The sequence below is a fragment of the Nocardioides sp. Soil_C_8 genome (genome assembly GCF_057656315.1).
In genome coordinates this window covers 348,425-363,069 of sequence record NZ_JBDGKQ010000002.1, presented here as the reverse complement: position 1 = coordinate 363,069, position 14,645 = coordinate 348,425, and the positions used below count along the sequence as shown (strand labels likewise).

Here is a 14,645-nt window from a genome sequence, read left to right as displayed (position 1 = left end):
CACGAAGTGTGGGACCACATCTTGTGTCGGCGTGTCGGTGCCTCAGCGGGCGGCGTGCTCCCGCGCGATCGCCGCGCCGAGGCGCGCGTTGTGCTCGACGAGCGCGATGTTGGCGGTCAGGGAGGCGCCCTCGCTGATCTCGACGATGCGGCCCAGGAGGTAGGGCGTGGCGTCCTTGCCGCCGATGCCGAGGGAGTCCATGTCGGCGAGCGCGCGGTCGATGATCGCGCCGATCTCGTCGGCCGGGATCTCGGACTCGACCGGGATCGGGTTGGCGACGACGACACCGCCGGCCAGCCCGAGGTCCCACTTGGCCCGCATCAGCGCGGCGACCTCGGCGGGGGAGTCGACGCGCATCGGCGCACCGAAGCCGGAGGAGCGGGAGTAGAACGACGGGAACTCGTCGGTGCCGTAGCCCAGGACCGGCACGCCCAGCGTCTCGAGCTTCTCCAGCGTCAGGCCGATGTCGAGGATGCTCTTCACGCCCGCGCACACCACCGCGACCGAGGTCGTGGAGAGCTCGGTGAGGTCGGCGGACACGTCGTACGACGTCTCGGCGCCGCGGTGCACGCCGCCGAGCCCGCCGGTGACGAAGACGCTGATGCCGGCCAGGGCCGCCAGCCGCATCGTCGAGGCGACGGTCGTCGCGCCGTGCAGGCCGCGCGACACGACGTAGGGCAGGTCGCGCAGCGAGACCTTGATGACCGACTCGTCGGAGGCGAGCAGCTCGAGGTCGTCGGGCGAGAGGCCGATGCTGGGCCGGCCGCGGAGCACCGCGATCGTGGCCGGCACGGCGCCGCCCTCGCGGACGATGCCCTCCACGGTGCGCGCCATCTCGACGTTCTGCGGGTAGGGCATGCCGTGGCTGATGATCGTGCTCTCCAGCGCGACGACCGGCAGGCCGGACGCGAGCGCGTCGCGGACCTCGTCGGTGACGGTCAGCATCAGCGGTTCTCCTTCTGGATGGCGTCGGCCAGGTCGGGCCGGACGGTGTGGGGGCTCTCGACGGTCGCGGCCGCGGCGCGGTGCCCGAGGCGCGCGGCCTCGACGGGGTCCGCGCCCCGCAGCCAGGCCGCGACCCAGGCGGCGAGCATCGCGTCACCCGCGCCGGTCACGTCCACGACGGTCGCCGGGACGGCGGGCAGGTGGACCGGCTCCTCGCCGCGGCTGCACATCCACGAGCCCTCGGCTCCGTGGCGCAGCCAGACGTGCTCGACCCCGCGCTCGTGCAGGTCGGTCACGGCGGCCCGCCAGTCGGCAGGGGCGCGGCCGGTGAGGGCGGCGATCTCGTCGGTGTTGGGCGTGACCAGGAACAGGTCGCGCACCAGGTCGGCCAGGCGCCCGGCCTTGGCGACCGAGACCGGTTCGAAGGCGAGGGGGACGCCGGCCGCCGCCGCGGCGGAGACGACCCGGGCCGCCTGGTCGCGCGCGAGGTTGCCGTCGAGCACGACCAGTGCCGCGTCGGTGAGGTGGACGGTCTCCAGCTGGAGCTCGTCGACGATCGCCATGTCGGACACCGCCGCCACCAGCTCGCCGCGGTCGTCGAGCACGGCGGTGTAGGTGCCGGTCGCCCCGGGCGCGCGGCGTACGGCGCCCACGTCGGCACCGCACGCGGCGGTGACCCGCAGCGCCTCGTCGCCGAACGCGTCGTCACCGACGGCGGACACCAGGCGCACCGGCGCACCGAGCAGGCCGAGGCACGCCGCGACGTTCCGGCCGACGCCGCCGGGGGAGATGCGGGTGTGGCCGGGGTTGCTGGTCGCCCCGACGAGGGGCGCCGAGGTGCGGGCGACCACGTCCATGTTGGTCCCGCCGACGACCACGACCCACTGCTTCACGCGCAGATCCTGACAGAGGGGTGTGAGTCGCGCCTCAGATCTCGTCGTCGACGTACGTCGGTCGCGCCACGCGCACGCCCGCGACGGTCAACGGCACCGAGGTGAGGGCGAGGAGCACGAGGATGAGCGTCCAGCCGCCGGTCGCCTCGTGGACCAGGCCGACGAGGAAGGGCCCGGCGGCCGCGAGGGCGTAGCCCACCGGCTGCACGAACCCGGAGAGCTGGGCGGTCACCGACGGGTGTCGGGTGCGGGCGGCGATGAGCGCGATCGCGGTCGGGAAGGCGAGCCCGGAGTAGCCGAGCATCAGCGCCCAGGCCCACGGGACGGTGGCCGGCGCGACGACGAGGCCGGTGTAGCCGAGCGCGAGGAAGACCCCGAACGACACCGCCATGACCCGCAGCCCGCGACCGCGCGCGATGACGGTGGGCAGGACCAGGGCCCCGGCGATGCCCACGCTCGAGAGCAGCGCCTGGAGCGCTCCGGCGTGGGACGCGGAGATCCCGGCGTCGCGGTAGACCTGCGGCAGCCAGCCGAACTGGACGTAGGCGTGCATCGACTGGACGCCGAAGAGCACGGTCAGCGCCACCGCGGTCGGCGAGTGGATGATCCGTCCGCTGGGAGCGGCGTCGCCGCTGACCTGGTGCTCGGCGGGGGAGCGGCGCTCGTGGAGGGTCAGCCAGCCCCAGAGCGGGAGGGCGAGCACCGCGAGGAGGCCCCACATGCCGAGGCCGGCCCGCCACGAGCCTGCGGCCTCGCTGACCGGGGCGGTCAGCACGGAGCTGAGGGTGGCGCCCACCACGAGACCGGTGCCGTAGACCGTCATCAGCGCGACGGCGTGCCCGTGCGCCTTGATCCATGCCGGCACCAGCACGTTGCCGACGGCCATGCCCGCCAGGCCGACGACGGTGAGCAGCAGGAAGAGCGGGACGTTGCCCGTCGTGACGCGCAGGAGGAGGCCGAGGGCCGCGGCCGCGAGGCCGATGGTGATGCCGGCGGTCATCCCGACCTTGCGCGCGAACGCCACGGAGACGGCCCCGACCAGGCCGAAGACGAGCCCGGGCAGGCCGGTCATCGCCCCGGCGACCGCCGCGCTGATGTCCAGGCCGGTGCGCAGCTCCTCGAGGACCGGGCCGACCGACGACGCGCCGGGCCGCAGGTTGACCGAGACCAGGGCCACGGCGGTGAAGAGGACCCCGAACGCGAGGCCGGAGGTGCGTACGGCGCTGCGGGGGCGGGCGTCAGCGTCGGTCACGGGCACCGATCCTCGCACCGAGCCTGACTCCGGCCCTGGGCAGCACCAGGAACGCCCCGAGGACCAGGGTCGCCACCACGACGAACGGGGTCGCGGTGCCCTGTCCGCTGACCTGGCGCAGCACCATCCCGCCGACGAGCGCGCCCAGCCACACGACGAGGCCGGAGGTGACCGCGGCGGGTGGTCTCCTCGCTGCAGCGAGGACGGCCCAGCCGAGCAGGGTGCCGGTGAGGAACGGCCACGCAGTCGTCCACCAGCCGGCGAGGGTGAGCGACTCGTCGTGGCTGAGCCGCCCGATCGTCGCGAACACGGCGACGAGCAGGAGGTCGACCGCGAGCCACATGGTGGCCAGCCTAGGCAGCACTACCCTCGGGTCATGGCGGCGCCCACCACTGAGCTCAGGTCGGCGGTCCACTGGGGCGTGGCCCACGGACTCCCGACGCTCTACCTGCGTCGCGCAGCCGACCGGGGCGACCTCCAGGCCCGGCTCATCCGGCTGGGCGCGACCGGCACCGACGGCGTCTTCGACCTGGTCGAGGAGCTCCGGTCGCAGGGCCCGCTCTACCGCTCGGGCATCGGCTACGTCACCACCAGCCACGCCGCCGTTCGCCACGTCCTCACCAGCGACGACTTCCGCACCGGGATTCCGACGACCCAGGGTGCGTTGGGCCGGGTCTCGCGCTGGGCCGCGCCCACCACGCTCCACCCGGTCGAGCCGCCGTCGCTGCTGGTGACCGAGCCGCCCGACCACACCCGCTACCGCAAGCTCGTCACGCGCGTCTTCACGATGCGGGCGGTGGAGCGGCTGCGCGAGCGGACCGAGGAGATCGCCGCCGACCTGCTCGACTCCCTCGAGGAGCGGGCGTCAGGGCCCGTCGACCTCGTCGAGACCTACTGCTCCGTGCTGCCCGTCACCGTCATCGCCGAGATCCTCGGGGTGCCCGAGCGGGAACGGGCGCAGGTCCTCGCCTTCGGCTCGGCGGCCGCCCCGAGCCTCGACCTGGGGCTGGGGTTCCGGCGCTACCGGTCCGTCTCGCGGGCGCTCGCGCAGTTCGACGCCTGGCTCGGCCGGCACCTCGAGACCCTCCGCCGCACGCCGGGCGACGACCTGCTCAGCCAGCTCGTCGCGGCCCGCGAGGAGGGCCGCGGGCTCGACGAGACCGAGCTCAAGGCCACGGCCGGACTCGTGCTGGCCGCCGGCTTCGAGACCACGGTCAACCTGCTCGGCAACGGGATCGCGCTGCTCCACGACCATCCCGACGAGCGGGCCCGCGTCACCACCGACCCGTCGCTGTGGCCCAACGTCGTCGAGGAGGCGCTGCGCCTGGACCCGCCGGTCCTGCTCACCGGACGGATGGCGGTCCGCGACGCCGAGGTCGCCGGCGAGGCCGTGCGCGGCGGCTCGATGGTGACCGCGATCCTCGGGGGTGCCAACCGGGACCCCGCCGTGTTCCCCGACCCGCTCCGCTTCGACGTCGCCCGGGCCAACGCCCGGGACCACATCTCCTTCTCCGCCGGCCGGCACCACTGCCTCGGCGCCCAGCTCGCGCGGATGGAGGGCGAGGTCGGCCTGCGGGCGATCTGGGACCGGTTCCCCGACCTGCGGCTCGAGCCCGGTGCGCGTCGCCGGGAGACCCGCATCCTGCGCGGCTTCGAGACGCTCCCGGCGACGCTCCGACCCTGACCTGCCCTTCCCCAATACGGGGCTTGCTGGGTCGGGACGGCGGGAGCAGACTCGGAGCGCGGGGGCGCTGCAGGGACGGTGCCATGGAGGAAGGCCCGACGACGGGAGCCGGCAGCGGTGCAGACGTGCACCGCGGGCCGGACGACGTCCACGAGCAGGCGGGTGCACCGTGACGGGACAGACCGTGCTGGCGGTGGACGACCAGCAGACGAACCTGCGCCTCCTCGACGCGGTCCTGTCACCCCGCGGCTACGACGTCGTGGTGGCGACGAGCGGGCAGGAGGCGCTGGACCTCCTCGCGTCGACACCGGTCGACGTCGTCCTCCTCGACGTGCAGATGCCCGGCATGGACGGGTGCGAGGTCTGCCGCCGGATCCGGCAGGACCCGCGCACGGCGTTCCTGCCCGTCGTCATGATCACCGCGGGCGGAGGCGCCCAGCGGCTGGAGGGGCTCGAGGCCGGGGCCGACGACTTCATCACCAAGCCCTTCGACCAGTCCGAGCTGCTGGCCCGGGTCCGGTCGCTGGCGCGGATCAAGGGCTACCACGACACCGTGCGGAGCCAGGCCGCCGAGCTCGCCGCGTGGAACCGCGAGCTCGAGACCCGGGTGGCCGCGCAGGTCGAGGAGATCGAGCGGATGGGTCGGCTGCGCCGGTTCCTCTCGCCGCAGCTGGCCGACCTCGTCGTCAACGACGAGGGCCTCCTCGCCAGCCACCGTCGCGAGATCGTCGTGGTGTTCTGCGACTTCCGCGGCTTCACGTCGTTCGCCGAGGCCTCCGAGCCGGAGGAGGTGATGCACGTCCTGGGTGAGTTCCACCTCGCGCTCGGCGCGCGGATCGAGGAGCACGGCGGCACGCTCGAGCGCTTCACCGGCGACGGTGTGATGGTGTTCTTCAACGACCCCGTCCCGGTGCCCGACCCGGCCGGAGCGGCGATCGCCCTGTCGCTGGCGGTCCGCGAGGACGTACGACGCCTCGCCGCGGGCTGGGCCCGTCGCGGCCACGACCTGTCGCTGGGGGTCGGCGTCGCCCAGGGGTTCGCCACGTTGGGCCGGATCGGCTACCCGGGTCGATCGGACTACGCCGCGATCGGGAGCGTCACCAACCTCGCGGCCCGCCTGTGCTCGGACGCGGGTGCGTGGCAGGTCCTGGTGACCGACCGCGTGCTGGCGCAGGTCGAGGAGCAGGTGGCGGCCGCCGTCGTCGGCGACGTGCAGCCGAAGGGCTTCAGCCGGCCCGTGCGGGTGCACGACGTGCTGGCGGGGACGGTGGGGAGGTAGGCGATGGAGGTGTCCACGCTGGCAGACCTGGACGAGGAGCAGCGCTACGCCGCCTTCGACGTCCTCCAGGAGCAGCTGCCGCAGGTGTGGGCCGCCATGCGGCGCGACCACCCCGAGGAGTCCGCGGTCGTGGTGCCGTCGGTCAGCCTCGAGCGCTCGACGGCGACGAACGGCACGCTCATGCAGGCGATGGAGGAGCGCGCGCTGTTCCAGCTGCTGCTCCTGCGGCAGCCGATGCTGCGGCTCGTCTACGTGACGTCCTCACCCATCGCCGACGAGATCGTCGACTACTACCTCAGCCTCCTGCCCGGCGTGATCCCCAGCAACGCCCGGCGGAGGCTGCGGCTGGTGTCGGTGGGCGACGCGTCGACGAGGCCGCTGAGTCAGAAGCTGCTGGACCGTCCCCGTGTCCTGCGCCGGATCGGCGAGCTCATCCCGGAGCGGGCCGTCAGCCACCTGATCCCCTACACGACCACGGAGCTGGAGCGCGACGTCGCGATCAGCCTCGGCATCCCGATGTACGGCGCCGACCCGCGCCTCGCGCCGCTCGGCAGCAAGACCGGGTGCCGGCGGCTCTTCGGCGACGTCGGCGTGCGCGCGCCGGCGGGGGCAGAGGGACTGCGGACGGTGGACGACCTCGTGGACGCGGTGGTGCGCATGCGGGCCGACGCGGGGTCGCTGGCGGAGGTGATCGTGAAGATCAACGAGGGCGTGTCGGGGTCGGGCAACGCGCTCGTCGACGTCGCCGGCCTGCCGGCACCGGGCGACCCGGGCGAGGCGTCCGCCCTGCGCACCCGGATCCACGAGCTGCAGCCGGAGGCGGCGGACCTCGGCGTCGACGAGTTCCTCAGCGCGTTCGAGCATCTCGGCGGAGTGGTGGAGGAGCGGATCACCGGCACGGCGCTGACCAGCCCGAGCGTGCAGATGCGGGTCCTGCCCGACCGCACCGTCGAGCTGTTGTCGACCCACGACCAGCTGCTCGGCGGAGCGAGCGGCCAGAAGTACCTCGGCTGCGTGTTCCCCGCGGACCCGGCGTACTCCCGCCTGATCTCCGAGCCCGCGATGGCCGTCGGGCGCGACCTGGCCGGGCGCGGCGTCCTGGGCCGCTTCGCCGTCGACTTCGTCGCGGTCCGCGACGACGCGGACGACTGGAGGGCCTACGCGATCGAGCTCAACCTCCGCAAGGGCGGCACCACCCACCCCTTCCTGACCCTGCAGTACCTCGTCGGCGGCGCGTACGACGGTGACGCGGGGCTCTACCGCGCGGCGTCGGGTGCCCCGAAGTTCCTCGTGGCGACCGACCACCTCGAGGACGAGCGGCTGACGGCGCTGACTCCGCGCGACGTCTTCGACGTGGTGGCGCGCAGGCGGCTGCACTTCGACCACTCGCGCAAGACGGGCGTGGTCTTCCACATGATCAGCTGCGTGACCGAGTGCGGGCGGCTCGGCATGACGGCCATCGGCGACAGTCCCGACGAGGCGTGGGCGACCTACCGGGCGGCGACCGAGGCGCTGCTGGAGGAGGCCGAGCTGGCGTGCACACCGGGGACGCTCCCCGCGTGACGGGCGGCGGGCCGCTGGTCTGGTACGCCGCCTACGGGACGAACCTGTCGACCGCCCGGCTGGGCTGCTACCTCTCCGGTGGGCGCCCCCGGGGAGCCGCCCGCCGCTACGACGGGTGCCGCGACCCCTCCCCGCCCCGGGACGTCCGGCCCGTCGAGCTGCGCGGCCGCCTGTCGTTCGCCGGGGAGTCGAGCGTGTGGGGAGGCGGCATGGCGTTCTTCTTCCCCGGTGACGGGGGAGTGGTCCACGCACGTGCGTACCTGATGCGCCTCGAGCAGCTCGGCGACCTCGTCGCGCAGGAGGCGCGGCGGCCGGTGGGCGCGGACCTCGTGCTCGCGACCGGCGGGCGCCCGACCCGCCACGGGCTCTCCCGGACCTACGACGTCCTCCTCGACGTCGGCGAGCTCGACGGGCACCGGATGCTCACCCTCAGCGGCTCGGACACCCCGGCCGCCAATGCCCCGTCGGCGTCGTACGTCCGCACGATGCTCGACGGCCTGGCCGACGGCTTCGGCCTGGACGCCGACGCCCGGGTGGCCTACCTCGCGGCCGCGGACGGGGTCGCTCCGCGTTGGAGCGTCGACGCGCTGCGGCGAATGCTGCCCGCGTGATCCGACGGCGGGATAGGTTCCCCCGGTGCCGAACCGAGGAGCAGCGCGCCTGCTCGTGCTGCTGCTCGCCGCGACCGTGCTGTCGATCGCGCGTCCCGCGTCCGCCGACGAGTGGGTGCCGCGGCCGGTGCTCAACCTCGACTTCCCCGACCCCGCGGTCGTCGCGGCACCCGGTGGCCTGGTCGCCTACGCCACCGGTGACCTGGTGCCGCACGCGTGGTCGCGCCGGCCCGACGGGCCGTGGCGGCGCGGCCCCGGCCTGCTGACGCACAAGCCGTCCTGGTCGCGCGAGGGCGGCGTGTGGGCGGTCGACGTGGCGCGGGTCCGCGGCCGCTGGCTGCTCTACTACGCGACCCCGGTGAAGGGGATGGGCGAGCACGGGCGATGCATCGGTGTGGCCCGCTCGCGCGCCGCGCGGGGGCCGTTCCGGCCGGTCGGCAGCGCCCCGCTCGTGTGCCCGTCGTACGCCGGGACGCCCACCGCGCAGGACCCGCTGCTGCCGCGCGACCCGACGCTCCCGCGCGCCGGCGTGATCGACCCGTCCTACTTCCGCGACGCCGACGGGACGTCGTACCTGCTCTACAAGACCGACCGGATCCCCTCCACGGTCCGCGCCGTCGCCCTGACCCGCGACGGGCAGTCGGTGCAGACCGGCGTGACCAGCGCGGAGCTGATCCGCTCCGAGGGCGTCCTGGAGAACCCGGTGCTGACCCTGCGTCCGGAGGGCTACGTGCTGCTCGCCTCCGAGGGCGACTGGACCCGCTGCGGCTACCGCACGACGTGGCGGCGCTCGACGAGCCTGCTCGACTGGACGGCGGCATCCGAGGGGATCTTCCTCGACACGACGACCACCGGCCTGTGCGGGCCCGGGGGTGCCGACCTGGTGGAGCGGAAGGACGGCGGGCTGACGGCGTTCCTGCACGGCTGGACCTGCCGCGAGACCGTCCTGCCGTGCAGCGGCACCGGCAAGTGGGACCACAAGCCGGGCCAGCGCGGTCGGCGGGCGCTGTACGGCGCCGAGCTGGGCTGGACCGACGGTGTGCCGCAGGTCACCCGCTGGCTCCGGGCCCGCTGACCGGCCCCGGACCTAGGGTCGGAGGATGGCCTCCGAGTGGGACACCCACACCTCCCTGACCGCAACCGGTGACGGCCTCCTCGGTGCCGACCTCGACCCCGGCTGGGTGGTCGGTGGCGGCGTCAACGGCGGCTACCTCCTGGGCGTCATCGGCCGGGCGATCGCCGAGACCCTGCCCGCCAAGCCCCACCCGCTCGCGGTCAGCGCCCACTACCTCTCCGCCTCGCGACCCGGTCCGGCCCAGGTCTCCACGCGGGTCCTCCGCGAGGGCGGGTCGGTCGCCACCGTGTCGGCCGAGCTCGGCCAGGAGGGCACCACCCGCATCACCGCCCTGGCGACGTACGGCGACCTGCGGGCGATGCCGGCCGACGTGGGCACGACCGCCGTGGAGCCGGTGCTGCCGCCGGTCGAGGAGTGCGTCCCGGCATCCCTCGCACCCGAGGACGTGCGCCGGACGGCGCCGCTGCTGGATCGCTTCGACCTGCGCTTCGACCCTGCGTGCGTCGGGTGGGCGATGGGCGCCCCGAGCGGCAAGGGCCACATCCAGGCGTGGTTCCGGATGGCCGACGGACACGACGTGGACCCGGTGGGCCTTCTCATGGTCTGCGACGCCCTGCCGCCGGTCACCTTCGACCTCGGCCGTCCCGGCTGGGCGCCGACACTCGAGCTCACCGTCCACGTCCGGGCCGTCCCCGCACCGGGGTGGCTGAAGGTCTCGCACCGCACCCGCAACGTCGCCGGCGGGATGTTCGAGGAGGACTGCGAGGTCTGGGACTCCGCGGGTCGCCTCGTCGCCCAGAGCCGCCAGCTGGCGATGCAGCCGCGCGCCTGACGACCTGCCGGTGCGGCCGGGTCAGTCGAACCAGCGCCGGTCCATGGACAGGATCCACCGGCGGCGCGGGTGCTCGGTGACCGACCAGATCCGGTCGGTCGAGGGCCAGTAGGTGAGGTCCTCCGGCCCCATCGGGAGTGCCCAGCGCCGCTCGCGCATCGAGCCGGGGCGGCCTGCGAAGATGCTGCCCGGCATCCAGGGGCCGTGGGACACCGTCACGTGGTAGCGGCCACCCGCCAGGACGGCGCCCTGCATCTGCCGCACACCGCCCTCGTCGATCTCGAGCGGGCGGGAGAAGCCGTCGTCACCGGTGGCGAGCTGCCACGTCGCGGGGTCGAGCTCGTAGCGGGCGAGCCGGGTCGTCGCGTCGGGGTGGAGGGCGTACTCGCCGGCGAGCAGCGCGGGCGGCTCGGAGCGCCGGTCGAGCGACATGAAGGAGTAGCGCAGCTTCTCGTGGCCCTCGTCGGCGAAGGCCTGGTAGGTGAAGCGCACCGGCAGGACGTAGCGGTGCCCGTACGAGTAGAGGGAGGTCCCCTCGATGCCGAACCGGTCGGGGTGGTCGTCGTCCCCGGCGACCCGCATGATGTCGTCGACCCGCGCGGTCACGAAGCCGCGGCTCGTGGCCGCGATGTGGAGGTAGGGGCCCGCCCACACGATGCCCCCGGCGTGGATGCTCATCGGCCGCAGCGTGAGGTGCCCCGCCTCGTCGAAGACGGGGGAGACCAGCAGCACGTGGCGGTACTTCCCCGACCCGAGGTCGACGAAGGTCACCCGCGAGCCCCGCTTCACGCCGTCCTTGCCCGTGGAGTACCACGTCGTCACCACGACCCGGCGACCGTCGACGTCCTCGGTGTCGGAGGAGTCCGCGCTGGTCGAGATGCCCTGGGGGTACCACTGGACGTCGCGCTCGTCGTAGTCGTCCCAGCGGTACGCCTCGCGCACCGCCCGGCCGAGCAGCCGGGGCACGACCCGCGCCCGGCGTACGTCGTACTTGAGGTCGTCCAGCAGCCCGTCGAGCCCGCTGGGCTCACCGAGCACCGCGGCGAGGGCCGCGATCTCGCGGACGTTCTCGTCGGTGCGTCGCAGGTGGACGCCCAGCACGTTCGGCGACTCCGAGGCGGTGCTCATCCTCCGACACTAGCCAGCAGGCGCAGTGGAGAATGACCCCCGTGAGGGCGATCTTCTTCGACGAGGACGATGCACGCGCCGTCGTGGCCCGGCTGCGGGCCGACGGCTTCGACGCCGACGTCGAGCGCGAGCGGCTGGCGGGGGAGGACGACGACGAGGACCACCCGTGGGCGGTGCTCAGCGACGCCCCGGCGTTCATGCTCGAGGTCCTCGTCGACGCGCACGACGGATGGCTCGACGAGGGGGAGGACGGTGCCCCGGAGCGGGAACACGGTGACCCGCCCGCGCCGTTGCACCTCCCGACCGCGCCCCGGCGCATCAAGCGACCCGACCTAGGCTGAGGACCCATGACCGACCACCGCATGCTGCTCGTCCACGCCCACCCCGACGACGAGTGCATCAACAACGGCGCCACCATGGCGCGCTACGTCGACGCCGGTGTCGGCGTCACCCTCGTGACCTGCACCGCCGGCGAGATGGGGGAGGTGCTCGTGCCCGAGCTGTCCTACCTCGCCTACGAGGAGAAAGGCGGGCTCGGGGAGCACCGCCGCGGCGAGCTGGAGGAGGCGATGGCCGTCCTCGGCGTCACCGACCACCGCTTCCTCGGCGGCTTCGGTCGTTTCCACGATTCCGGCATGGCCTGGCACGAGGAGGGCCACGCCATCCCCGCCGAGGAGATCCCCGACAACGCCTTCTGGACCGCCGACCTGACCGAGGCGGCCGACGAGCTGGTCACGGTCATCCGCGAGGTCCGGCCGCAGGTGCTCGTCACCTACGACCAGTTCGGCGGCTACGGCCACCCCGACCACATCCAGGCCCACCGCGTGGCGATGTACGCCGCCCAGCTCGCAGCCGTGGAGTCCTACAAGCTCGAGCTCGGCGAGCCCCACGACATCGCCAAGATCTACTGGACGGCGATGAGCGAGTCGCGGATGCGGGAGAGCCTGCGCCAGCTCCGGGAGTCCGGCGACACCGAGACCTTCAAGGGCATGGACCCGGACGGCAAGCTGCCGCCCTTCGTCACTCCGGACGAGCTGATCAGCGCCCGCGTCGACGGCGCGGCCACGGTCGAGCGCAAGATGGGCGCACTGCGCAAGCACGCCACGCAGGTCGAGCAGGACGGCCACTTCTTCTCCGGGGCCGAGAGCGGGCACTCGTGGTGGTCCGACGAGTACTACCGCCTGGCGAAGGGCACCCCCGGTGCGGCGGGCGCGGACGGGTTCGAGGAGGACCTGTTCGCGGGGCTGTGAGGGCGGCCCTGGGGCTGGCGGCCCTCGTCGTCGGGCTCGTGTCCGGCGCCGCGGGCACGCTCGTCCACCAGCGTTGGTGGGGCCTCGCCCTGGCCCTCGCGGCCGGGCTGGCGGCGATCGCCTGGCTGCCGCCGGGAGGCCCGCGACTGGCGTTCGCGGTGGGCTGGTGCGTGCCGGCCCTGCGAGGCGCCCTCGAACGGCCGGGCGGCGGCTTCCTGATCAGCGGTGACGCCGCCGGGTGGTCGTTCCTGGCCGGCTCCGCGGTGCTCCTGGTGGCCGCCGTGGCGACGGCCGGAGCGGGGCGTCGTACGTCGGCAGAGGTGCCTGTGGCGCGCGCCGACGATCCCGGGGTTCGGGGTCTGCCCTCCTAGACTCGCCGCGTGCCGAAGAACCAGACCAGTGCCGCGCAGCCCCGTGAGAAGGCGGGCGCCAAGGTCGTGCTGTGGCTGCTCCTCGGGCTCGTGGTGCTGTTCGGCGGGCTCTACGTCGCCGCGCACTACGCCGCCGGCGACAAGGTCCCGCGCAACACGACCGTCGCCGGTGTCCGCATCGGAGGGCACCCCCAGGACGAGGCGGCCGAGCGGCTCCGGGCCGGGCTCGCCGACCGGGTCGCCCGTGACATCGCGACGACCGTCGACGGCGAGCAGGTGCCCGTCGACCCCGCGCAGGCCGGGCTCTCGGTCGACTACGAGTCGTCCGTGGCCGAGGCCGGCGGCGAGGAGAGCTGGGACCCGGTCCGGCTCTGGAACTACTTCACCGGCGGCGAGGACTTCGACGCCGAGGTCGAGGTCGACGAGGCCGCCTACAACGCGTTCCTGACCGGGCTCGACGAGCAGCACGGCGCCACGCCCCGCGACGGGGCCATCGCCTTCTCCGGCGAGCAGATCGACACCACCGACGCGCGTGCCGGCCGGGCGCTCGACCCCAGTGACACGCTGACGGCCCTGCGCGGCGCGTTCCTCGACGAGGACCCCGCGGTCGTCGCCCTCGAGACGACCGAGGTGCAGCCCGACATCGACGCCTCCGACGTGCAGGAGGCCCTCGACACCTTCGCGTCGCCGGCGGTCGCAGCGCCGGTCACGCTGACGTTCGAGGGGACGGACGTCAAGGTCTTCCCGGCCGACTACACCGCCGCGCTCACCCTGGTCCCCACCGACGGCGAGCTGGTGCCGACCCTCGACCCGGCGAAGCTCAACGAGGTCGTCGGCGCGAAGATCACGCAGGGCGCGCCGGTGGACGCCACCGTCCGGCTCGTCGGCGGTCGCCCGCAGGTCGTCCCGGCCAGGCCGGGGGTCACCTTCGACCCCGCCGAGCTCGAGGCCGGCTTCCTCGCCGCCGTCGCGAAGCCGCAGGGCGAGCGCACCCTCGCCCTGACCGCGAAGGTCGCCAAGCCGGACTTCACCACGAAGGAGGCCCGCGCCCTGCGGGTCCGCGAGCGGGTCTCGACGTTCACGACGTACTTCCCCTATGCGGAGTACCGCAACGTCAACATCGGTCGTGCGGCGGAGATCATCGACGGCACGCTGCTCAAGCCCGGCGAGACGTTCTCCCTCAACGACACCGTCGGCGAGCGCACCGAGGCCAATGGGTTCACCAAGGGCTACGTCATCAACGACGGGATCCTCGTTCAGGACCTCGGGGGCGGCGTCTCCCAGATGGCCACGACGCTCTTCAACGGCATGTTCTTCGCGGGGCTGGAGGACGTCGAGCACAAGCCGCACTCGTTCTACATCGACCGCTACCCGATCGGGCGCGAGGCGACCGTCGCGTGGGGTGCCGTCGACCTGCGCTTCCGCAACGACACCCCCTACGGCGTGCTGATCGACACCTCCTTCACCGACTCGACGCCGTCGTCCTCCGGTGCGGTCACCGTGACCATGTACTCCACCAAGTACTGGGACATCACCACCACCACCGGCGAGCGCCACAACCTCACGCCGCACAAGACCCGTCGCATCGACTCGCTGACCTGCCACGAGAACGAGGGCTTCGGCGGCTTCGACATCGACGTGGTGCGCTACTTCCAGCCGGTCGGTGAGAACACCGAGTCGCGTGAGGACGAGGTCTTCAGCACGACCTACATCCCCAGCGACACGGTGATCTGCACCAACCCCGACGCGGTCGACGAGTAGG

The 14,645-nt window shown here is 73.6% G+C and carries 15 protein-coding genes; 10 read left to right on the top strand and 5 right to left on the bottom strand.

The features are described 5' to 3' along the window. Positions 1 to 42 precede the first annotated feature (42 nt). From AC3A3L_RS11605 to AC3A3L_RS11590, 4 genes are read right to left on the bottom strand one after another with little or no spacing between them, the layout of a single operon-like run. On the bottom strand, positions 43 to 945 hold the full coding sequence (locus AC3A3L_RS11605; protein ID WP_487640180.1) for a pseudouridine-5'-phosphate glycosidase: 903 nt from the start codon (positions 943 to 945) through the stop codon (positions 43 to 45). After that, a complete protein-coding gene (locus AC3A3L_RS11600) occupies positions 945 to 1,838 on the bottom strand; it encodes a carbohydrate kinase family protein (RefSeq protein WP_487640179.1) in 894 nt (297 codons plus the stop codon). The genes AC3A3L_RS11605 and AC3A3L_RS11600 overlap by 1 nt, the downstream gene beginning before the upstream one ends. Positions 1,839 to 1,872: 34 nt before the next feature. Then, positions 1,873 to 3,090: an MFS transporter gene (locus AC3A3L_RS11595; RefSeq protein WP_487640178.1), complete on the bottom strand. Its 1,218-nt coding sequence runs from the start codon at positions 3,088 to 3,090 to the stop codon at positions 1,873 to 1,875. Continuing rightward, the gene (locus tag AC3A3L_RS11590; protein WP_487640177.1) at positions 3,077 to 3,433 is read right to left on the bottom strand and encodes a DUF3054 domain-containing protein; all 357 of its coding nucleotides are present in this window, start codon (positions 3,431 to 3,433) and stop codon (positions 3,077 to 3,079) included. Before AC3A3L_RS11590 ends, AC3A3L_RS11595 begins: the two co-directional genes overlap by 14 nt. Positions 3,434 to 3,466: 33 nt before the next feature. On the opposite strand from AC3A3L_RS11590, the gene AC3A3L_RS11585 reads away from it, so the two are divergent. The 6 genes from AC3A3L_RS11585 to AC3A3L_RS11560 all read left to right on the top strand — a co-directional run bounded on the left by AC3A3L_RS11585 (position 3,467) and on the right by AC3A3L_RS11560 (position 10,134). Further along, positions 3,467 to 4,774 carry a cytochrome P450 gene (locus tag AC3A3L_RS11585; RefSeq protein WP_487640176.1) on the top strand — a complete coding sequence of 436 codons (1,308 nt, stop codon included), beginning with the start codon at positions 3,467 to 3,469 and terminating at the stop codon, positions 4,772 to 4,774. Positions 4,775 to 4,943: 169 nt separating this feature from the next. Beyond that, positions 4,944 to 6,053, top strand: coding sequence for a response regulator (locus tag AC3A3L_RS11580; RefSeq protein ID WP_487640175.1), 1,110 nt, complete (start codon positions 4,944 to 4,946; stop codon positions 6,051 to 6,053). 9 nt (positions 6,054 to 6,062) lie between these two features. Continuing rightward, a complete protein-coding gene (locus AC3A3L_RS11575; protein ID WP_487640174.1) occupies positions 6,063 to 7,616 on the top strand; it encodes a peptide ligase PGM1-related protein in 1,554 nt (517 codons plus the stop codon). Continuing rightward, entirely contained in the window at positions 7,589 to 8,227 is a 639-nt protein-coding gene (locus AC3A3L_RS11570; protein WP_487640173.1) for a histone deacetylase, read from the top strand. Before AC3A3L_RS11575 ends, AC3A3L_RS11570 begins: the two co-directional genes overlap by 28 nt. A gap of 25 nt (positions 8,228 to 8,252) precedes the next feature. Next, positions 8,253 to 9,302 (top strand): family 43 glycosylhydrolase, encoded by a 1,050-nt coding sequence (locus AC3A3L_RS11565; protein WP_487640172.1) that lies wholly within the window; start codon positions 8,253 to 8,255, stop codon positions 9,300 to 9,302. 25 nt (positions 9,303 to 9,327) lie between these two features. Beyond that, on the top strand, positions 9,328 to 10,134 hold the full coding sequence (locus tag AC3A3L_RS11560; RefSeq protein WP_487640171.1) for a thioesterase family protein: 807 nt from the start codon (positions 9,328 to 9,330) through the stop codon (positions 10,132 to 10,134). A 21-nt stretch (positions 10,135 to 10,155) separates the two neighbouring features. On the opposite strand, the gene AC3A3L_RS11555 is transcribed toward AC3A3L_RS11560, so the two are convergent. Next, a complete protein-coding gene (locus AC3A3L_RS11555; protein ID WP_487640170.1) occupies positions 10,156 to 11,262 on the bottom strand; it encodes a hypothetical protein in 1,107 nt (368 codons plus the stop codon). Positions 11,263 to 11,303: 41 nt separating this feature from the next. On the opposite strand from AC3A3L_RS11555, the gene AC3A3L_RS11550 reads away from it, so the two are divergent. From AC3A3L_RS11550 to AC3A3L_RS11535, 4 genes are read left to right on the top strand one after another with little or no spacing between them, the layout of a single operon-like run. Further along, positions 11,304 to 11,603 carry a hypothetical protein gene (locus AC3A3L_RS11550; RefSeq protein ID WP_487640169.1) on the top strand — a complete coding sequence of 100 codons (300 nt, stop codon included), beginning with the start codon at positions 11,304 to 11,306 and terminating at the stop codon, positions 11,601 to 11,603. 6 nt (positions 11,604 to 11,609) lie between these two features. Beyond that, on the top strand, positions 11,610 to 12,512 hold the full coding sequence (gene mshB, locus AC3A3L_RS11545) for an N-acetyl-1-D-myo-inositol-2-amino-2-deoxy-alpha-D-glucopyranoside deacetylase (RefSeq protein ID WP_487640168.1): 903 nt from the start codon (positions 11,610 to 11,612) through the stop codon (positions 12,510 to 12,512). Beyond that, complete coding sequence (locus AC3A3L_RS11540) at positions 12,509 to 12,883, top strand: hypothetical protein (protein ID WP_487640167.1); 375 nt, start codon at positions 12,509 to 12,511, stop codon at positions 12,881 to 12,883. The genes mshB and AC3A3L_RS11540 overlap by 4 nt, the downstream gene beginning before the upstream one ends. Positions 12,884 to 12,892: 9 nt before the next feature. Next, positions 12,893 to 14,644, top strand: a complete 1,752-nt coding sequence (locus tag AC3A3L_RS11535; protein WP_487640166.1) for a VanW family protein — start codon at positions 12,893 to 12,895, stop codon at positions 14,642 to 14,644. Position 14,645 lies beyond the last annotated feature (1 nt).

Excerpts from the sequence above, each read along its gene's own strand:
- AC3A3L_RS11605 (WP_487640180.1), bottom strand. The coding sequence starts at position 945 with ATGCTGACCGTCACCGACGAGGTCCGCGACGCGCTCGCGTCCGGCCTG.
- AC3A3L_RS11590 (WP_487640177.1), bottom strand. The coding sequence starts at position 3,433 with ATGTGGCTCGCGGTCGACCTCCTGCTCGTCGCCGTGTTCGCGACGATC.
- AC3A3L_RS11585 (WP_487640176.1), top strand. The coding sequence starts at position 3,467 with ATGGCGGCGCCCACCACTGAGCTCAGGTCGGCGGTCCACTGGGGCGTG.
- AC3A3L_RS11560 (WP_487640171.1), top strand. The coding sequence starts at position 9,328 with ATGGCCTCCGAGTGGGACACCCACACCTCCCTGACCGCAACCGGTGAC.
- AC3A3L_RS11555 (WP_487640170.1), bottom strand. The coding sequence starts at position 11,262 with ATGAGCACCGCCTCGGAGTCGCCGAACGTGCTGGGCGTCCACCTGCGA.
- mshB (WP_487640168.1), top strand. The coding sequence starts at position 11,610 with ATGACCGACCACCGCATGCTGCTCGTCCACGCCCACCCCGACGACGAG.